Origin of the sequence: Legionella bozemanae (assembly GCF_900450575.1) — a bacterium.
Lineage (GTDB): Bacteria > Pseudomonadota > Gammaproteobacteria > Legionellales > Legionellaceae > Legionella > Legionella bozemanae.
Genome location: NZ_UGGY01000001.1, coordinates 1,887,645 through 1,908,156, shown reverse-complemented (window position 1 = coordinate 1,908,156; position 20,512 = coordinate 1,887,645). Strand labels below are relative to the sequence as shown.

Genomic DNA, 20,512 nt, shown 5'->3' with positions numbered 1-20,512 from the left:
ATAAGGAGCAGCAAACTCCTTGGATAGGACACCATAACCAAATTCATTAATAAATAATTGCGCAATACTTTCTGTATTATTGACATGGATTAAACCCTACATGTGCACCAGCAGTAGAAAGTCCTTACCCAGGAGGCCCTCAAATCATTTGCTTACTGCATATACTGCATCATCATTTCACTTTTATTGGAATGGATATAAGTGAAATGATTCCAACGCTGGATAATACACACATTACTGCATTATCTGCAGCACGTATCCTAAAGGAGTTTTATAGTGTTGCTTAACAAAGCATACCACCATCTACTCCTACCACTTTTCCTGTAATATAAGACGCCTTATCTGAAGCCAAAAAAACAATGGTTTGGGCCACCTCCTCAGGAAGCCCCACACGTTTTAAAGGCACCATTTCGAGAAAAGCTGCTTTATTCTCTTCAGTGCCAGTAAAACGCTCGAACATATCCGTACTAATCGGACCAGGGGCAACTGCGTTGACACGAACATTGGCAGCAGCGGCTTCAAGTGCAGCAACCTTTGTAAATCCTTCAACCGCGTGTTTTGATGCACAATAAATTGATGCCCCCGGCACTCCTCTTTGACCAGCAATTGAGGAAAGATTAATAATACATCCAGATTCTTGCTCGATCATGATTTTGAGTTCGTGCTTAATGCATAGAAAGACACCAAGCACATTCGTTTCAAAAGTGGAATGATAACTCTCTACGGTTTGCTCTATAAATGGCGCTGCCACTCCTTCTGTTCCTGCATTATTGACTGCCACATCCAAATGGCCAAAACGTTTCACAGCACTGTCTATAAGCGCCTTTACTTCATCATCATAACGTACATCAGCTCGAATGAATAATACATCTACCCCAAAGGCTCGAAGGTCTTTTGCTAAAGACTCTCCTACTTCTTGCTTACGTCCAGAAATTACAATATTTGCACCTTCATGAGCAAAAGCAAAAGCCGTTGCTTTGCCAATTCCAGCTAGAGCCCCAGTAATAAGAACAGTTTTCTTTTCCATTTTTAATTCCCTTAAATTAGGCATCGAAGTTCAGTATAGTACAAATAAACCTTAAATATCCTTTACCAGCATATTATTGTATTCTAAATATTTTTCCATTTGTTAGGTATTTTTAACTGCATAGGACTCGTTCCTATAAGTTCATGGTGGTAAGATCGCATTTTTTTAACCAAATTTTAGGCATTCGACTTATGGAAAAAAAAATTGCTGCTGTTTATGTCGCTAAACCCGAGTTTCTTTCTGTTCTGTCTGAAGAGTTAGGTGAAGTTTCATGCGTTGCAGATGATTTGGTTTTTTCCTCTCATAAAAAACTGGATGTATGTTTTGCCCAGGATATTTGGTTGGAACCGCAAATAGTAACATTTCAATCCATTTCGGAAGCAGTAAGAATTTTGCGCCAAGCAGGGAAATTCTGGTACTTACATCCTATTTCTCATATAAGACGTTCACGATTAATCGAAGAGCAATTGCGAAAGCTTCCTCCGCTCCTACGTCATTTTCCCCTTGAGTCTGAAATTCCATCAATAGGTGCTTTTAGCCTGTTAGATAATACTACGTTGATTTATAGCGCGAAACGCCATAAAAAATGGCCTCAAGGAATATGCTATTTTATTGAAGATAAAATAAATCCCCCCAACAGAGCCTACTTAAAACTTTGGGAAGCACTCACTCTTTTGGGGAAATATCCCAAACCAGGTGATAAGGCTCTAGATTTAGGTGCTTCGCCAGGAGGATGGACTTATGTCATGCACTCATTAGGCGCATCAGTAACTGCTGTGGATAAAGCGTTATTAGATCCTAAAATTGAGCAATTACCGCGTGTTACTTCCTTGCAACAAAGTGCTTTTGCTCTAGATCCGGTTCAATTGGAACAAAGCTATGATTGGGTTTTATCTGATGTAGCATGCTATCCTGATCGTGCTTATGCACTTATTATGAAATGGATAGAGTCTGAGAAGGCAAAACAAATGATTTTTACTATAAAATTACAAGGTAAAATTGAGTTGACTACATTAAAGCAATTTCAAAAAATATCTAATTCTTTTCTTACCAACATGTTTTATAACAAACATGAAGCAACATTTTTTTATCCTTTCGTGAACTAAAGCTGGAGCAGAGATCCTTTTTTTAACTGATTTTGTTTTAATAATGAGTTATTTATACCTCATAAACAACAGTTTTTTTGATTCTTGATTTTTTAAAGCTTCAGCAACTTTTTCCAGTCTTTACCCGGATCAATATAGAGGAAATGAGGATGGTCATATACCTTGATGGTATTTAAGAAGGAAATAACATGATCCTCTTCACCTATTTTAAGTTTTTTCAATGCATACTTAAATGTATCAAGATGTTCTGTACATTTTGAAGACATTGAGGGAGCAAATAAAATTTTTTCACTCTCAGACCACTTATCATCACTAATAACCGCAGTTTCCGGAATTAACTTTTGAAGAATATAAGTGAGCATAATTTGTGTGCGACACCAGCCACCAGCACAAATTTTATATCCTCTTCCTGCTCATCTAATAATCCTTTAAACTTGGCTACTCGCTCTAAGCGATGCTTTATCCAAAGTACACATAGAATTAAAAATTTTACTAAATTCACTAAATGTCATATTCACATGAAAATGTTCATTGAACTTATCACAAAATTGCTTGAGTGTTATTTCTCCTACTCTTAAAGGCGCCCAAATTGTCAGCCATCCATTTCCAAATAATCTCGCCTGAAAGGTCTTCTTTTTCTGTGTTTTAAACCAATCTTGAAACCCTGACTTTTAATACATCCAGCTTTGAAGAAATAATTTGCCCTAAAGAAAATACTGCAACAATTATAATTACTCCGCCAATTTTTAAGACAAAATGATTTATCGCAATTGAAAAATGAACACAATAAACTTTACTGTTAAGACATATTGACACCGATATAAATAGCACACTGTTCTTGCCCCATATACACTTCAAAATCTGTCTCATATGCTCTGGAGATATTGGTTTGCGTATCAAAAAAATGCCAAATTGCTTGCCAGGTTTCGATGATTGTTTTGGGCATTGGACCTGTATTTTTAAAAATAAGATAATTCCCTTTTTTTATATTGACGCTATCACCATAACTTATTGTTTTCGAATCATTAACCTCTATCCCGGAAGTCACAGTATAAAAGCCCTTATCATCTGATTCATAATCAGAATAAACTCCATAAATCAGTGAATTAGGCTTTTGCGTCGCTATTTGTGACGTATGAAATCTCTCCCAAAGCGCAGGTAATCTTGCTGTTTGAGGATTAAATTCATCGATATTTTTGGTTCTCTCCCTTAGTCCCACTACGCTAAATGCTTCTACTTTAATAAGTTCTGGTGTAATTTTTCTCACAATGTCCTCGCTTTTCATTGTTATAACCATTGAGCCTGCATAGCAGTAGCTATAATTGATTTATCGTTTTCGCTCATTGGGATTAACCCATACCGCAATTGATAACCCCAATTTTTATTCATAATATCTTGTCAATTGCATTAGAGGTGTTACAGTCTAATCCAATTTAGTGACAGTTTTTGTCAGTAGAAGAAATCAACTCTTGCTAATTTCTTCAATGAGTTTTACTGTATCTGATGAAAGTTCAAATGAATCCAAATCTAAATCTTCTTTCATATGCTGCTGATTACTTGTACCCGTCAAGGGCACTATCCCAATTTGCAAGGCAAATCGAAAAATAATTTGTGGTATTGATTTCTTATATTGTTTAGCAAGTTCATGTATTTTATTAGTGAGTAAATAAGATTGATTTGCTGTCAATAAAGAAAACCCCTGATAAAGCATGTCGTGCTTTTTACAAAATACTCTGATTGAGGCATCCCAGTAACTGCTTGCAAAACATCGATTTTGCACCATTGAAGGCTTGATAACAGCTGCATTATAAAGAGTTTCCAGTTGCTCCAGATCCACATTGGAAACACCAAGCAACCTGATTTTCCCTTCATAATACAAATCTTCCATAGCCTTCCAAATATCTAAATCATCTTGTACCACTCCAGAATAATAAGTGGGTCCATGAAGAATATAAGAATCAATATAATCAGTTTGTAGGTGCTCTAAGGAACTTAAAAACGATTGTCTGACCTGATTTTTATAAGAATCAGTTTCATCATAAGGTTTGTTGTGATCTTGACTGGAGGCTGGAGTAAATTTTGTTTGTAAAAATAAATCACCACGACTTTTTCCTGTATTTTTTAAGAATTGCTGGATCCCCTGCCCAGCCCCTTCTTCAAAATAATGTTTCCGTTGATTTGCGGTATCAATTCCAAGAAATCCATTTTCCAATGCCTGAAAAGTTAGCATTTGGGTTTTCTCTTTTTTCCAGGCGGTACCATATATAAAAGATGGCACGCTAACATGATTCAGGTTATGTTTAAATGCTTCAAGCATGATATTTGTCACTAAATGTATGATTATAAGAATAGTTTTATAGTATTCTTTAAGAAATAAATCAATTAGTACTCACCTTCCAGGGTCTAATAAACAAGGGGTAGTTATGAATATTACGTTGATTGGTCTAGGCAAAATGGGTTCTGTTTTAGCTCAGCGACTATTGGCAGCCGATTTTAATTTAACCGTATTTAATCGGACAGCCGAAAAAATGATACCGTTAGTTAAAGCAGGCGCCAAAGGAGCAGATACTATTGAAGAGGCTGTAAAAGATGCAAAAATTATTATTACTTGCCTTCTTGATGATAATGCAGTTTTAGAAACAGTCAAAAGCTTTGTTCCGATGTTATCCCCTCAGGCTATTCATATAGGCGCATCAACTATATTGCCCGAAACATCAAAAAAATTAAGTGCATTGCATGAAAAACAGGGTAGTACCTATCTTGCAGCAAACGTTTTAGGTGTTCCTAAAGTCGCAGCACGAGGTGAGCTTACTACGCTTGTTGCTGGTCAGAAAGAAATAATTGAACAATGTAAACCAATATTTGCTGCATACTCCATCAAAGTTATTTCGGTAGGATCGCAGCCTTTTCAAGCAAATGTCATTAAAATATGCATGAATTATTTCCTTGTTACAGCAATAGAGGCTATGGGAGAGCTCTATGCATTTGCTGAAAAAAGCGAAGTTGATACCTCTATTCTTAATACATTGTTTCATTCTGTATTTGCTCATCCCGCATTTCAACTGTATGTCGATAAAATCAAAGAACGTGACTTTGATGATGTAAATTTTGATATGAAAGGAGGGTTAAAAGACTTAAACTTATTTCAACAAGCTTTTGCGCAGGTAGGAGTTGTTCCTGATATAGCCAATATTATCAAGGATAAATTTATTATCGCCTTAGCTCATCATATGGATAGCAAGGATTGGAGCGGGATCACGGAAATAACGCGTTTACAATCGAATATTGAATAAGCCAGCCTTTTAAAAAACCCAGACTCAGAGCGCTGGGTTTTCTCTTTTTAAAATCAAAAGAATAAATAAATTTTTATGATATATACTTGCATGATAGGGAAATAACAAGGATATTTTATGGAAAAAATTCACATTTCTAATTTAAAGCAAAAGGCATCGCGAATTTGTCTGGGAACTTGGGCTATTGGCGGTTGGATGTGGGGTGGAACTGACGAGCAGCAAGCCCTAAAAACCATTCACAAAGCACTCGAACTGGGCATCAATATGATTGATACTGCTCCTGTTTATGGTTTTGGGACTTCAGAAAAAATTGTAGGCAAGGCATTAAAAGAATACGGACATCGCGAAAACGTTATCCTTGCTACTAAATTCGGACTAGAATGGCACAATGAAAAATTAAACAGAAATTCCTCACGAAAACGTATCCAACAAGAAATAAATGATTCATTAAAACGATTGCAAACAGACTATATTGATATTTATCAAATTCATTGGCCCGATGACTCAACGCCATTTGAAGAAACCGCTCTTGAATTGATTTCCTTAATGAAAGAGGGAAAAATTCGTGCCATAGGTGTAAGTAATTTTTCAACAAAACAAATGGAAGAGTTTCTTGAGTTTGCACCGATACATACCTTGCAACCGCCTTATAATCTTTTTGAACGAGGTATTGAAGAGAGGATTCTACCTTTTGCTGAAAAATCTGGGATTATTACCTTGGCTTACGGTTCTTTGTGTCGTGGGCTCTTAAGTGGGAAAATGACTCTAGATACACAGTTTCCGGGCGATGATTTAAGAAATAATGATCCAAAATTTCAAAGCCCAAAATTCGAAAGGTATCTTAAGGCTGTTGCAGCCCTGAATGAATTTGCTCAAGCAAACTTCCATAAAAAAGTCTTGGCCCTCGCAATTCGCTGGGTATTGGATAAAGGTCATACGATTGCTCTTTGGGGTGCAAGAAAACCTGAACAATTAGCGAATATTAATGAAGTAATGGGATGGACTATTGATGCTGATGCCATGAAGCAAATTGATACAATTCTTGAGCAATTTGTTGCAGAGCCCGTTAGTCCTGAATTTATGGCTCCTCCTAAATGAGAATATATAATGTAGCCTGGGTGCAGCGCAGCGGAACCCGGGAGTGCTTGGCTTGATAAACTTCTCGATTCCGGGTTCCGCTGCGCTGCACCCAGGCTACAAACAGACGATCCACTTAATGGGACTTGCTCATCGTTATCAGCGCTTTCCATTTTTTTAAAAGGGCCTGACGACGCTCAGGATAATTCGTTTCTGTGAGATTTAATTCAATAATGCGATCAGTGCGAAAGTGTCGAAAATCTTGCCTTAGCTCGCACCACGCAATAAGAATACGAACTTGGTCAAAAAATCCCAGCGCCAAGGGCCAAATCATTCGTTGTGAAGAATTTTCATTTACATCTTGATAGGTCAATTGAAGTTTTTTCTCCAATCGTACTGCTTTTCTAATCAAAATTAAATCTGAATCCTTGCTTGTAGCGATATGTCCAGGAGCAATGAGAAGCCCAAAGATTTCTAATTGTTCACGTAATTCATTTGGAAGCACAGCTGCGATTTTGGCCAAGGCATTTTGTGCTGCAACCTTGAGTTGTGTATCCGTTCGATCTGCGACCCAACGGGAACCAAGAACTATAGCTTCGATTTCATCAACAGTAAACATGAGCGGAGGGAGAGTAAATCCTGGACGTAACACATACCCCATACCCGCTTCTCCCTCAATTGGAGCTCCTTGTCCTTTTAGCATAGAAATATCTCGATACAAAGTCCGAAGACTAATTCCTAACTCTTGTGCAAGTGATACTCCGCTTACTGGAAAACGATGACGTCTTAAGAGCTGAATTAAGTCCAATAATCGTTCAGTTCGCGACATTGTCAACAACCTTTAATATTGCAACGTAATTGTAGAAGCTGTATGTTGATCAGCATCGTTCAATACTTCTTCTTCAGCATCGAATTTTTGTAGAATCTTATCTGCTATTTCTTTTGCTTGTTTGTAGAGGGAAGAGGTAACATAACTTATGGGTAAATGGCTAAGCTCGGCCAAAAAGTGCTTGGCTGCAGTTAAATCCTTCAATCCAGCATCCCTTAAAATGGATTCGACAGAATCACCTTGATAGGCATTATTAATCATGGCCCCAGAGAACGGCATTAGCTTTTCTGCGACGAGTAAATTCAGTAAAGCCTCTTGATAGTTCTCCGCTTGATAATGGATGAGACAGAGAAGCAAGTAACCTGGAGTCCAGTATAATTCTGCAAGTTGTGTTGCATAAATCAAAGCCTGATTCAATTTATTCGACTGAAAAGCATCTAGATACAACGCATTGAGTGCAGGAAAATAACCAAGTTGTGCCGCACATTTTAAATAAGCCGGAGCATAGGACCTATAAAGTGGTTCCTCGGATGCATTATTAAATTTATATTGAGCATAAATATAAATTCCTTTAAGCAATTCAAAAGTATGTAATGTTACTTGTGGTTTATACTCATGCGCGCTCGCTGGCGCATCATCTTTTTTATCGGGGTTATGGCCACGGCCACTTAAGCGCCATCGTTCATTCCAAAAAGGGATTAAAACCGGAAGTTTGCAAAAGGCATCGAGCTTTGGATAAGTAAAAGTCGCTCTGATTAATACACCCAAGTCAATGTTTTTAATTAAGTTTACTAGAACTGCTGTATATGCCTCAGTAGCAGCCTTGCTTTGCTGTTGTTGCTCAATTAATACCAGCACAGGATAGAGCGTCATAAGCTCTTCTTGATTTAATTTTACAAATTCAGTGAACGGTATATGTTTCATAAACATACCTTTTTATTTGAACGCCATTGATTATAAAAAAAAGAGATATTTATTTCCACATTGTTTGTAATTTTAACTTTGTTAAATAAATATCTCTTAATTCAATTGGGCGCAACATTCGATTAAAAAGTTTGTACTGGAACGAGAGGCAAGGTTGTTTCCTCAACTTTATTTTTCTCCGTTGATTCTACTGATTTTTTAACAATAACAGGTAAACGAATATTTTCGTCAACTTCTGGAAGAAGTCGAACCGCTTCGTTAAATGAATCCTTCTTAACCGAGCTACTTTGAGAAACAGGTTTATAGAATCCAAATAACTGGCTTCGCTTAAGCACATTAATTGTTTCAGGAGAAAAGCCATCATCTTGTACTTTTTTTACCTTTCCTGTTTTTGGATCAGTTGGAATTTCTGTGACCATTGCTTTAGATTTACTTATTTTTTGAGTCATCATTTGACAATACTCAGGATTTGGAAGAGCTCCAAAGTGTTCATAGAGAAACTCTTCAAATCGTTTTGGCGACAAGCCAAAATCTGTGTTCGAGCGCTCGGCGATTAGCTCTTTAACAGCCTGATTTATCCTTTGAGCAGAAACAGAAGGATAACTGACTGTAAAAAAGACTGCAAGTTGCGTTGCATTCATCACGTTGACATTAAGACTGGATACAGTAGCTTTTCGTGTAACGGGATCTTGAAAAATTGGCATATAGTTTGTCAATGCACATACAGATGAAACAACGCCGCCGATAGTAATAGGTACTTGACCGCTTCGAGGTAAAAAGCTAGAAACAGTTGGAACGGTAGAACCAGTAGGAACAGTTGGAGCGGTTGGAGTAGTTTTGCTTTTATTATAATAAGTACCCTGTGCTGCTCCGATAATAAATACATCATTTTTTGCAGTAGACCATCCTAATTTACAACCTTTTTCACCTGTAACACAATTTTTATCGAAATAAGGAGTGATCTCATCTCTAAGGTCATCACTTATAATTTCAGGAAGCCCGCCTAATTCGTAGGGTTCTTGACCAATACAGTTGAATAAATAATCCACTGTAAACTTGTGCTTAGGTAGTTCATTTTCTTTTTCGGAAACTTCAATCAAAAGTTTTCCCTCCCCGCCTTGTTCATCAGGAAGATAAGAAATAGATGTGATCACTCCAGTGAGTTGTACTGATCGACTGTTGACGATAATTGCATTAACCCTTGGGCCTGCCTCGATAGCTAATTCAAAACCACTGCGGCCTACCCAAGCCACTGGTTTTGCAGTAAGTGCAGCAACTTCCATTGCCCATGCAGCAGTTGCACCTCCTCCATACACAAGAACAGTTTTATCTTTACACTTTTCAACCCCAGGTGTAAGGATATCGGTATAGTTTAAAACTCTGGCTTTTGCATCAGGTGTGCTCAGACCTTTTTGTAAATTTTCCTCAAGTGTCCTTGCTGGACCAGCACCAGTTGCAATGATAACTTTGTCTACGTCCAAAGTGTGACCACTGGTGGTTTTTATTTTTAAATGACCATCATCTTTTGTTCTCTCGATTCTTTTCACTCTTTCTTTACTGGCAATGAATACCTCTTTTCCTTTAGTGTGCAGAGATTCTACTGTCGCTTTCTCAAATTCGATCAGTCTGGACTGGTAATCATGAGAGTGTACATAGGCTGACATAGGTTGGTGTGGCAAGATCTTTTTTGTCTGATCATGCTCAGCAGGATCAATAAATTCGTAACTTGGTTCATGTGGCATAGCAAAAATATGATGAGGCTGGGCTAGCCTGTGCGCTGCAGTACCCCAGTAACCACGGTCACCTAATATCAAAACATGGGAATACTCTTTTTCAATATCTTGGGTGTAGAGATAGGTCAGTGCAGCGGTACCTCCACCGATGACAACTAATACCTTACCCCCGGTTTTAGCAGACCTCTGAAACTCTTCTATAGAACCTACTGTATTTTTACTTTTTGTGCCATGTTCTATTTTATCTTTGGAAGCGATAGATTTGTCAGTAGAAAGAAGAGACTTAATTTGTTCATGACTTTGCATAATTACTGTCCTGGGTAACGATTTGCACAAAATAAAATCATTTTGACATAAAATTATTAATGAAATATTAAGCCAATCTCTTTTGATAGATTTTTTATCTGAGCTGTTTATTGCAGAAGCAATAAATTAGTTAAAAATAGGAAATCCAGGGCGGGGCTAGAACATTATGAGTGCGGTCAAAGGATTGCTGTAAAAATCTGCAAACTACTTTCGATGTCTCTGGGATTAATTCAACATCCCCTCTATTCTCCTTATAATGCAAATGGTATTGTACAGGTCTATAAACTTTAGGACTGTTTAAGATCAGAGAGCATCAATCTGATCGTAGGGAAAACGAGATGATAGAAAGTATTCATGATTTGCAAATTAAGAAACTTCATTTTATTTCTCTATTATGTCTCATTTCACTTGTATGCTCGTGTCCTGTATTTGCGGCACATAAAGTCATCAATTTAGATATTGCTTATAAAACAGTCTATTTTGCTAAAAAACCAGCTCAAGCTATTGCTGTAAATAATCAAATTCCTGCACCTACCTTACATTTTAAAGAAGGTGATCAGGTCACTATAAATGTTTACAATCACCTTGATAAAGGGACGGCTATACATTGGCATGGTGTGTTAGTTCCCTGGCAAATGGATGGTGTGGAAGGTGTATCTCAAACTGAAATTCCTCCAGGTGGTGTTTTTCACTATCAATTTACTTTAAAGCAATCCGGTACGTATTGGTACCATGCCCACGCCGGCGTAGAAGAGCAACAGGGTTTGTATGGAGCATTTTTGATTGATCCCCAAAAACCATCTCCATATGCTTATACTAAAGATTATGTGATCGTCTTATCCGATTGGATTAATACAAAGCCTGAGCAGGTTTTAGCCAATCTTAAAAAAGATGGCGATTATTATGCTCCTCGTTTTCCGCTACAACCCTCACTAGTAAAATTTATTCATGATTATCAAAATGCATCTAAAGAAGAACGACAAAGTCTTCTTGGTGATTATAAAAGCATGCAACAAATGCGCATGAGCATTTATGATATAAGTGATGTCGCTTTCGATGCATTTTTAATGAATGGCCATCCTAACGCGGATCCTTGGACCGCACCAGTGAACGTTGGCGATATTGTACGTCTACGGTTTATTGATGCAGGCAGTAGTACGATTTTTCGGGTCAAAATACCTGGCTCGAAAATGAAGGTCGTACAAGCTGATGGAAACGATGTAAAACCCTATCTTCTTAAAGAATTAACCATTTCACCCGCCGAGACTTATGATGTTTTAGTAAAAATAGAAAAAAATGAACCTTATATTATTTATACAGGTTCAAAAGATACAGTGGGAACTGTATATGGTGCTTTAAAAACAGCACCAGATCAAATCGTTAATTATAGCCAAGTAAAACCTTTTCCTGAGCCCATTCCTGTCACTCGAGAAATGATGAATATTATGATGGGAGGCATATATCGTGGCACCTTACCCATAAATCAGCAAAAACCAAACGCATCAAAGTCACCAATGAAGCAAAAGCACCCCATGAACATGAAAATGGACCATAGCATGCCTATGAATCACTCCGTGAATATAAAAATGGACCATACCATGCCTATGAATCATTCCATGAGCATGAAAATGAACCATAACATGCCTACAGAGCCGACCCGATTTAAAGATACGATATCCCCTTCTGATTCATCCTACATGACCTCACTGGAAACTAAGTATCGCGATTTAACTGCTGCAGTTCCAACCAATGATCCCAATAAACCTATAGAGGGAGTAATTAATTTGGAATTATTTGGCTACATGGGGCAATTTATTTGGTTTATTAACGGAGTTCCTGGATATAAGGCTAAGCCTATACCCTTAAAACCGGGCAAACGTTATCGTTTTGTATTTACGAATACGTCCATGATGCATCATCCAATGCATATTCATGGCCATTGGTTTATTCTACGTACAGGAAAGAATGCCTTTGATCCTTTGAAACATACGCTTGATGTTCCACCGGGGGGTACCCTAACTGCTGATGTAGATACTGATGCAAGTGGCCAATGGTTTTTCCATTGCCATATGCTTTATCATATGATGACCGGAATGAACCGAGTCTTTCAATATACAACCCTAATTGAAATCGCTGAACATAAAGCCAAGCCAGAAGACATTGAGAAAAATACTGATTATTATAATCGCCCCATTATTCGGGTCGATGAAGCAATCAGACCGATTAACTTGCATTTAGTGAAACATCCTATGGCTCATGGTGGAGGCTTTTGGTTTGCTACTCTTTTGGATGTAAGTGCCAATCCTCTGCATAATGCGCAACAACTTACTTACAAGGGTATGTATGGCCCTGACTACAATAAACTGGAATTATTTATCAATGACGCTGAAATTTATAAGAACACTGCTGAAAACGCTGATATTGATATATTTTACTGGCATTTAATCAGTCAATTTTGGGCGGTTAAAGGAGGCGTGAACTATTTTAATCAACCCGCCACCAGACCTTATTGGCAAGCAGGTATTGGCCTGGAAGGGTTAATGCCATTTTTTATTGACACGGATATAAGAACTTATTTTTATGGTGGGAGTGCCAAATTTGATATTGAACTATCGCGAGATACCCAAATTACCAATAATTTCTTGATCAGAACAGGTATACGCAGCATTTTAGCAACCAAAACGGTAGTCAACGCTCAAATTGGCAGTGGATTGAATCAAATGCGTTATACTGTAAGGCCCTATTATCGTCTTATGCCCGGCATCAATTTATTTGTTGAATATGAAAACGAACATGATTATGGTACGTTTAAAACCTTTGAAGACACAAGTACTACCCCTGATATCTCCAATACAGTTTCTTTAGGGGCCTCTTTCCTCTTTTAAAATATGGGAGGGGTTGTTCCATAATATCACCCAGCAGGCTACACTACGTTTAAAAAATTGGAACTATGGATGTCTACATTAAGAAATACACAAGGAATACTCATTGAAAAAGCAAATAAACTCTTTGATGTTCTGAGCAAGCTAATCCTGTTGCTCATGATTATATGTGCTTTTGTTCCTCTCTCACCCAAAATGCCAGCCCCAGGGATTGATCCTTCATGGGCACTAGGTTTAAATCAAGCAGTTGCTCAAGGGTTAGCTTTTGGTAAAGAGATAATATTTACTCTGGGGCCCTATGCATCTCTTTATACAAAAACTTATCACCCAGCAACTGATCTTTTGATGATTACTGGATGTCTTTATTTGGCTCTATCCTATTGGATTTACTTTCTTTTTTTAATAAAACCAAGTCGATGGTACTGGACTCTAATTTATTGTGTGCCATTTTTAGGTATGATGTATGCCCGAGACTCTCTATTTTTTTCTTATCCCTTACTTGCAGGATTGCTCAGCTTTAAGATCCTCTTTTTAAAGAACAAAATTAAAAGTCATCATCTTCTGGTATTTACTTTTTTTCTATTTGCTCCATTTGGTTTAATGGCATTAATCAAGGGCTCAATGCTTATTATTTGCCTTCTAATGCTTATCGTTTGTTTTATTTTTTTTCTTGCCTACAATAAAAAAGAGCTGGCCTTGATTTGCCTGGCCGCCCCATCAGTATCAATCATTATATTTTGGCTTACAGTAGGACAACCTTTATCTTCTTTACCTCAGTACCTCACCAGCTCCCTCTTTATAGCGTCAGGATTTACTGAGGCAATGTCTTCTGATGGCAATATGAAAGAGGTCTTTTTTTATTTACTTACTTGTTTATTAATTTTCTTAGCCATTTCATGGCAAAAACAAATACCTCCTGGTAAAAAAATATTCTTACTGAGCGTGTATTTTGTTTTTTTATTTGTTTCTTTTAAAACAGGTTTTACGCGTCATGCGGGTCATGCATTTATACCAGGAACTTCTATTTTGCTTGCAGCCCTGTTTTTACTTTTTATTTTTAATTCATGGGTCAGTTATTTACTTATTTTTGTATCATTAAGCAGCTGGTATTATATTAATAGTCAGTATACCCATATATCAATTTACGATAATTTCATTTCTACTTATTCTACTGCATCGCATGGTTTAAAAAGCAGAATACAAGACCCTTCCTGGCTTGAAAAAAACTTTACTTTTACGATGAACTTCTTACGCGAGCAAGCTGGCTTCCCTATTTTACAGGGAACTACGGATATTTACTCATACGATCAAACTTACTTAATCTCCTCGCAAAATATTTGGTCACCACGCCCAATTTTCCAGAGCTACTCAGTTTTCAATCAAGACTTAGCTGAAGACAATAAAAAGCATCTGCAAGGAAAACATAGGCCCGATAACATCATTTTTAAGATTGAACCCATTGATCAACGAATACCCTCACTGGAAGATGGCGCAAGCTGGCCCTTGCTACTCACTAATTATCAGCCTGATCATTCAACCAATGATTTTTTGTTTCTTCATAAAAAAGAGAATCCCCGTCAGACAAACCTTACTTTATCAAAAAGAGAGTCCCATGTTCTCGGAGAACAAGTTGATATACCTGAAAAACAACTGCTGTTTGCTAAAATTGAATTAAAACCAACGGTATTAGGCACTTTGGCAACCATTCTTTTTAAACCCCAACAATTGCAAATCACTTTGAAGTTAAACAATGGCGCCACAAAGCAATATCGTCTTGTTGCAAACATGGCAAAATCAACTTTTCTGCTTTCGCCCCTAATTGAAGATACTCTTGAGTTCTCATTACTTTATAAGAAAAATAATGAATTAAATGCAAAAAAAGTAAAATCGATGGTTATTGCCACAAGTCAGAGAAATAATTGGCATTGGAATAATACTTATACCATCGATTTTAAGCATATTGCTGATTAGAGGATAACTTTTCACAAGAAAAAGTATCCCTCTCGTGAGAAAGGGGGGATTTGCTCGCTTTGATACTGAATCAAAATATCTAAAACTCGCTTATTTTTGTAAAGGATATCCTTCATCAAGCCAACCTTGTAAACCGGTTTCCAATGAGGAAACATTGGCATAACCCATTTTTTGCAAGTTGTCTGCAGCAAGAGCACTCCGAAAGCCACCACTGCAATATACAATCACTTGAGTATTTAAATCAGGAATTTTCTTTTCAATATCCCGCTCAATAACCCCCTTGCTTAAGTGGATTGCCGTTGAGATAGAACCTGTTTCCCATTCATTAAGCTCGCGTACATCAACTAGTTGCATGGGTTCATGACGGTCAATTTTTTCTTTTAATTTTTTGGGGGATATTTCTTTAATACGTTTTTTGGCTTCTGTTACCAGTGCCAAAAATCCCTGTGAATGTTGTTTCATTTGCTTCTCCTGTTTTTTCCGTAATTTATAACAATTTTCATTAGAATGGCTAATAGCATAAAATTAGCTGAGGAGTTGGAGCAACAGAAACAATTATCTCCATAGAGTTAAGCTAAATCACGTCTAGAAGTTGGTCATTTATTGTGACCAACTCAACTCCCAGGTTGAATCATTTACGAATTCGCTTATACCAACTTTTTATCTCAGGCCAAAAAGCAATTACACTTATAATAAGGGTAAACAAAATAACTGCAATTACCATTTGCACGACTGGGAACTTCAGCTCTTCTCGTCCCACAAACCAACTTGCAATGGATCCTGATATCACAAAAAGCAATCTTAAAAGCCACTGAAACATACATAACGCTCCATATAAATTTATGTTTTTAAAATTACATTCAATGTATGTTTAAAAGTATTATTCATTTCCTTAACAATCCATAAAAACTCTGTTTTGAGGATGTCGGAAAATTGATTCAATTTCATGATTTTTTTCTTCGCGCATATAATAAAGCCATGACACATGATGCTTTACGCGATAATTCATCGCTGCCTCGGCTGGTAAGAATAATGGGAACATGAGCTCCTAATACCATACCCGCAGCTTCAATGTGTGATAAGTAAGTCATTTGCTTGTAAAGCATATTACCTGACTCAACATCAGGAACGACTAAGATGTCTGCATTACCAGCCACTGGAGAAAAAATACCTTTTGTGCGTGCTGAATCCATAGAAATCGCATTATCAAATGCTAAAGGACCATCTAAAACCCCTCCAGTTATCTGTCCACGCTCAGCCATTTTACACAGAGCCGTAGCATCGAGCGTCGATGGGATTTTTTCATTTACAGTTTCAACTGCTGAAAGGATTGCAACATTAGGTGTACCTAATTCGAGTGCATGGAACAGATCAATTGCATTTTGTACTATGTCGCATTTTTCTCTGAGAGTGGGAAAAAGATTGATTGCTGCATCAGTTAAAAAAATGGGTTTGGGATAATTAGGCATTTCAAGAGAAAATACATGACTCATACGACGGCCAGTTCGTAAACCATTTTCCTTGGCAACAATTGGCTTCATCAACTCTTCCGTATGAAGTTTACCTTTCATTATTGCTTCAACTTTGTGTGTCACAGCTAATTTTACTGCTTTTTCAGCAGCTTCTGTACTATGCTCCGTTGCAACAAGCTCATATGACGAAATATCAATATTAGCTTCTTTTGCCGCATCAAGAATTTTTTGCTTCGGGCCAACAAGAACGGGAATAATTAAACCTTCTTCGGCAGAAGCAATTGCTCCTTTAAGCGACAAGACATCTACCGGATGTACTACAGCTGTTTTAAGCGGTTTTAGTGAGTTTTTCGCTGTGATTAAGCGATGATACCAATGCTCCTGTTTGGGTTTCAGCTCTACTGTGGGTAGTTCAATACGTTTTCTCTTTATTTTAGTGGTCGGCGCAATAACCGTTGCAAGACCGCTAATCACTGTTTTTCCCAATTGATTGACCCCTTTACAAACAAGCTCAACAATATTTTTTTGGGGTATTTTCTTCACTACTTCAAGTGTTACGGTAATTGTATCGCCGAGACTAACAGGGTGTTCGAATTTTAAAGTTTGATTTAAGTAAATGGTTCCAGGTCCAGGGAGTTCAGTTCCTAAAACAGTAGATAAAAGTGATGCCCCCCACATTCCATGAGCGATGATTTTATGAAACATATCATTTTTAGCATATTCTGCATCCACATGCGCAGGGTTTACATCGCCTGACATGATAGCAAAAAGCTCGATATCCTCTAGGGTTAATGTGCGTATTAGTTGTGCTGATTTGCCGATTGTTAGCTCGTCAAAGACCTGATTTTCAATATAGCTCATCTGTATGCCTACAATAAGTAAAAATTTATGCAATAATTTGAAAAATTATCGCATTTAAAGAGAAGGATCGTGCCTCAAAATCAAGTTGAGGCACAATTATAGATTTATTTCATATGTTCGATTTTTATGTCTCGAGCTTTACCTTTAGCTTCTGCTTTTTTAGGTAGATCAATCCAAAGCATTCCTTTTTTAAAAGTAGCTTTAGCCTTATCAATATCTACTGTTGAAGGTAATGAGATTGAACGTTCATATTTACCATAACCAATTTCACGGAAAATATATTTTTTATTCTCATTTTTTTTAGAAGTCGATTTTTCACCTGTAATAGTAAGTACATTTCCGCTAAAAGACACATTAATATCTTTTTCATCCATGCCAGGCATTTCCATTTGAATAATAAAATGATCCTTATCCTCAACAACATCCATTGAGGGCATAAGGTTCAGACTCTCAAATTGTGATAAATTCTTATTTGACGCAAACATATCATAAAAATCATGAAATGCTTTATCAACTTCCTGTTGAAGGCTCAAAAAAGGATTATGAGGATGTTCGATTGAAAAAGGATTTCCTTTTTTCCATTTTAATAGCGTGTTCATGTTATAGCTCCGTCTAAAGTTATTTTGTTCCATTAATAAGATTTGTAAAATACACCAACTACAGTTTGATACACAAAAGTAATTTGTCAAGTCGAACAATTTCCATTATTTAGTCTACAGTTTAAACAATATATTTTATTTATTATTCAGTACGATCTAGGGAAGAGATGATTATGATGCATGCTATGGTTATGGAAAAATCAGGACAAAATTTAATTTATAAAGAAGTAAAAAAACCTGAACCCAAAGAAAATGAAGTGCTTATTAAAGTGCAAACCTGCGGTATTTGCCGAACGGATCTGCATGTTGTAGATGGAGAATTAAAAAACCCCAAACTGCCTCTTATTCCAGGTCATCAAATTGTAGGCATCATTGAAAAAATTGGCGCTTCAGTCACTAATTTTGTAATTGGACAGCGAATTGGAGTTCCCTGGTTAGGCAGGAGTTGTGAGAAATGTTCATTTTGTTTATCAGGACGTGAAAACCTTTGTGATGAGGCTCGTTTTACTGGTTATCAAATTGATGGCGGATTTGCGGAATATTGTGTGGCTCACCACCAATTTTGTTTTCCCATACCCGATGGTTATTCCGAACAGCAAGCCGCCCCTCTTTTCTGTGCTGGATTAATTGGTTATCGTGCTTTGTTGAAAACAAACAACGCCAAGCATTTGGGAGTATATGGTTTTGGTGCAGCAGCACATATTCTTATTCAAGTAGCACAAAAACAAGATAAAAAGATATACGCCTTTACGAGCCCTGGAGACGAGCAGGCTCAGGAATTTGCTTATAAATTAGGCGCAGCTTGGGCTGGAGATTCAGACAAACCCGCTCCACACCCATTAGATGCCGCCATCATTTTTGCTCCTGTGGGGGATCTTGTTCCTCTCGCACTTCGCAACACAATCAAAGGTGGAATCGTAGTCTGTGCCGGAATCCACATGAGCGACATCCCAAGTTTTCCTTACAGCATTCTTTGGGGAGAACGAACTCTTTGTTCTGTCGCGAATCTCACCCGACATGATGGCGAAGAGTTTTTATCATTAGCCCCAAAAATTCCTGTTAAAACGGAAGTTCATACTTATCCATTAACTGAAGTGAATCAGGCACTTGCAGATCTACGTCATGGACGATTTACAGGAGCAGCAGTGATTACGATCTAAAATCAACAAAATATCATTCACTTTAAAAACAAACATATTTCTTGATTTGATACATAAGATTTGGGACTATCCAGATCCAGGATCTCTATTTTTTATTAAAGGGAATTATTATGTTTCAACAAGCAATAGTACGAATACCATCACCCAATTTGATTCATGGATTAACCTCTACAATAGATTTAGGCCAACCTGACTATGTAAAGGCTCTGGAACAACATCAAAATTACATTAATGCGCTGACTCACTGTGGCCTGGAAGTAACTGTTTTACCTGCAGCAGACACTTTTCCTGATTCATGCTTTGTTGAAGACCCTGTGCTTCTTACAAAACAATTCGCACTCCTTACTCGTCCTGGAGCCCTATCAAGACAGGGAGAGGTAAAGCTAATTGAACCATATATCCAAACCATTTATAAAGGACGAACCCATAAAATAGAAGCTCCTGGAACATTGGAAGCAGGAGACGTCATGCAAGTGGAGGATCATTTTTATATAGGCATTTCGCAGCGCACTAACAGAGAGGGTGCGAGCCAATTATCAGCCTTGTTGGCTCAGTATGGCTACAAAAGTACATTGGTAGATCTTAAAAAATTTCTACATCTAAAAACGGGAGTTTCCTATCTGGGAAATAGATGCTTGCTGGTCAATGGTGAATTAGTGAATCATCCTGCTTTTAACGCATATGAACAATTAATTATTGATGAAAATGAAGCTTATGCAGCCAATTGCATTAGAGTCAATGACAGTGTTATTATGCCCCAAGGCTTCTCTCGTTCCATAGAAATGGTTCGGAGTTCAGGTTTTCAAGTTATCCTCGTAGATGTGAGTGAGTTTCGTAAAATTGATGGTGGTTTAAGCTGTTTATCATTGAGATTTTAATGAATAAAAACCGACCATTTTTAGTTTGACCCTAATGACCGTGAGCTCCGTAGACAGCATTCGTAATTTACCTGCTGCAGCATTAGTTGTAACAGAGATTTTCTGGCATTTTGGCTTAGCCTTTTTTTCTTTTTATTACCCAGTGCCGTTATTTCAGGATGGTTTTCCTCTAAGCCTCACGAAGGAGTTTATGGGTGGGTAAAAAGTAGTCTCCTGGATTAATATAAAAAACTTAATTATTATATGTTTGGTGCTTATTACTTTCTTATCTATTTTATGGAAGAAAATTCTTTTTCGTAAGGTCATAGATAAATCACTGGAAATACAACCAGATTGGCTAATCATCTATCAAATCACTAGATTAACATCTTGATTTCTCTGATTATTACTAAAA

18 protein-coding genes and 1 pseudogene are annotated in these 20,512 nt (G+C 37.3%); 8 read left to right on the top strand and 11 right to left on the bottom strand.

Going from position 1 to position 20,512, the window contains the following annotated elements; translation table 11 throughout:
- Positions 1–101: 101 nt before the first annotated feature.
- A pseudogene (locus DY223_RS08250) lies at positions 102–287 on the top strand (arginase family protein); the annotation flags it as partial.
- Here DY223_RS08250 and DY223_RS08245 read toward each other — a convergent pair.
- Positions 284–1,027 (bottom strand): SDR family NAD(P)-dependent oxidoreductase, encoded by a 744-nt coding sequence (locus DY223_RS08245; protein ID WP_058459997.1) that lies wholly within the window; start codon positions 1,025–1,027, stop codon positions 284–286. The pseudogene DY223_RS08250 and the gene DY223_RS08245 overlap by 4 nt on opposite strands.
- 191 nt (positions 1,028–1,218) lie before the next feature.
- Here DY223_RS08245 and DY223_RS08240 point away from each other — a divergent pair, with 191 nt between their 5' ends.
- Positions 1,219–2,133 (top strand): SAM-dependent methyltransferase, encoded by a 915-nt coding sequence (locus tag DY223_RS08240; protein WP_058459998.1) that lies wholly within the window; start codon positions 1,219–1,221, stop codon positions 2,131–2,133.
- 92 nt (positions 2,134–2,225) lie between these two features.
- Here the strand turns inward: DY223_RS08240 and DY223_RS08235 are convergent, their stop codons facing one another.
- The 3 genes from DY223_RS08235 to DY223_RS08225 all read right to left on the bottom strand — a co-directional run bounded on the left by DY223_RS08235 (position 2,226) and on the right by DY223_RS08225 (position 4,450).
- Entirely contained in the window at positions 2,226–2,495 is a 270-nt protein-coding gene (locus DY223_RS08235; RefSeq protein ID WP_058459945.1) for a hypothetical protein, read from the bottom strand.
- 437 nt (positions 2,496–2,932) lie between these two features.
- Entirely contained in the window at positions 2,933–3,418 is a 486-nt protein-coding gene (locus DY223_RS08230) for a GyrI-like domain-containing protein (RefSeq protein ID WP_058459946.1), read from the bottom strand.
- Between the two features lie 177 nt (positions 3,419–3,595).
- A complete protein-coding gene (locus tag DY223_RS08225; protein WP_058459947.1) occupies positions 3,596–4,450 on the bottom strand; it encodes an aldo/keto reductase family protein in 855 nt (284 codons plus the stop codon).
- 106 nt (positions 4,451–4,556) lie between these two features.
- On the opposite strand from DY223_RS08225, the gene DY223_RS08220 reads away from it, so the two are divergent.
- Both DY223_RS08220 and DY223_RS08215 read left to right on the top strand, forming a co-directional pair.
- The gene (locus tag DY223_RS08220; RefSeq protein WP_058459948.1) at positions 4,557–5,426 is read left to right on the top strand and encodes an NAD(P)-dependent oxidoreductase; all 870 of its coding nucleotides are present in this window, start codon (positions 4,557–4,559) and stop codon (positions 5,424–5,426) included.
- 117 nt (positions 5,427–5,543) lie between these two features.
- Complete coding sequence (locus tag DY223_RS08215) at positions 5,544–6,524, top strand: aldo/keto reductase (RefSeq protein ID WP_058459949.1); 981 nt, start codon at positions 5,544–5,546, stop codon at positions 6,522–6,524.
- A 115-nt stretch (positions 6,525–6,639) separates the two neighbouring features.
- Here DY223_RS08215 and DY223_RS08210 read toward each other — a convergent pair whose 3' ends face one another.
- The 3 genes from DY223_RS08210 to DY223_RS08200 form a co-directional block, all read right to left on the bottom strand.
- Positions 6,640–7,332, bottom strand: coding sequence for a helix-turn-helix transcriptional regulator (locus tag DY223_RS08210; protein ID WP_058459950.1), 693 nt, complete (start codon positions 7,330–7,332; stop codon positions 6,640–6,642).
- Between the two features lie 12 nt (positions 7,333–7,344).
- Positions 7,345–8,256 (bottom strand): DUF5630 domain-containing protein, encoded by a 912-nt coding sequence (locus tag DY223_RS08205; RefSeq protein ID WP_058459951.1) that lies wholly within the window; start codon positions 8,254–8,256, stop codon positions 7,345–7,347.
- Positions 8,257–8,378: 122 nt separating this feature from the next.
- On the bottom strand, positions 8,379–10,295 hold the full coding sequence (locus tag DY223_RS08200; RefSeq protein ID WP_058459952.1) for an FAD-dependent oxidoreductase: 1,917 nt from the start codon (positions 10,293–10,295) through the stop codon (positions 8,379–8,381).
- Positions 10,296–10,633: 338 nt separating this feature from the next.
- Between DY223_RS08200 and DY223_RS08195 the strand changes: the two genes are divergently transcribed.
- A complete protein-coding gene (locus DY223_RS08195) occupies positions 10,634–13,180 on the top strand; it encodes a multicopper oxidase domain-containing protein (RefSeq protein ID WP_058459953.1) in 2,547 nt (848 codons plus the stop codon).
- A 69-nt stretch (positions 13,181–13,249) separates the two neighbouring features.
- Positions 13,250–15,148: a hypothetical protein gene (locus DY223_RS08190; RefSeq protein WP_058459954.1), complete on the top strand. Its 1,899-nt coding sequence runs from the start codon at positions 13,250–13,252 to the stop codon at positions 15,146–15,148.
- Between the two features lie 90 nt (positions 15,149–15,238).
- Here the strand turns inward: DY223_RS08190 and DY223_RS08185 are convergent, their stop codons facing one another.
- The 4 genes from DY223_RS08185 to DY223_RS08170 all read right to left on the bottom strand — a co-directional run bounded on the left by DY223_RS08185 (position 15,239) and on the right by DY223_RS08170 (position 18,080).
- On the bottom strand, positions 15,239–15,610 hold the full coding sequence (locus DY223_RS08185) for a rhodanese-like domain-containing protein (RefSeq protein ID WP_058459955.1): 372 nt from the start codon (positions 15,608–15,610) through the stop codon (positions 15,239–15,241).
- Between the two features lie 169 nt (positions 15,611–15,779).
- On the bottom strand, positions 15,780–15,968 hold the full coding sequence (locus DY223_RS08180; protein WP_058459956.1) for a hypothetical protein: 189 nt from the start codon (positions 15,966–15,968) through the stop codon (positions 15,780–15,782).
- Positions 15,969–16,092: 124 nt separating this feature from the next.
- Positions 16,093–17,481, bottom strand: a complete 1,389-nt coding sequence (locus DY223_RS08175) for a bifunctional enoyl-CoA hydratase/phosphate acetyltransferase (protein WP_058459957.1) — start codon at positions 17,479–17,481, stop codon at positions 16,093–16,095.
- A gap of 104 nt (positions 17,482–17,585) precedes the next feature.
- Positions 17,586–18,080: an Hsp20/alpha crystallin family protein gene (locus DY223_RS08170; RefSeq protein WP_058459958.1), complete on the bottom strand. Its 495-nt coding sequence runs from the start codon at positions 18,078–18,080 to the stop codon at positions 17,586–17,588.
- 176 nt (positions 18,081–18,256) lie between these two features.
- On the opposite strand from DY223_RS08170, the gene DY223_RS08165 reads away from it, so the two are divergent.
- Entirely contained in the window at positions 18,257–19,240 is a 984-nt protein-coding gene (locus DY223_RS08165; protein ID WP_058459999.1) for a zinc-dependent alcohol dehydrogenase family protein, read from the top strand.
- 110 nt (positions 19,241–19,350) lie between these two features.
- Complete coding sequence (locus DY223_RS08160) at positions 19,351–20,118, top strand: dimethylarginine dimethylaminohydrolase family protein (protein WP_058459959.1); 768 nt, start codon at positions 19,351–19,353, stop codon at positions 20,116–20,118.
- Positions 20,119–20,512 lie beyond the last annotated feature (394 nt).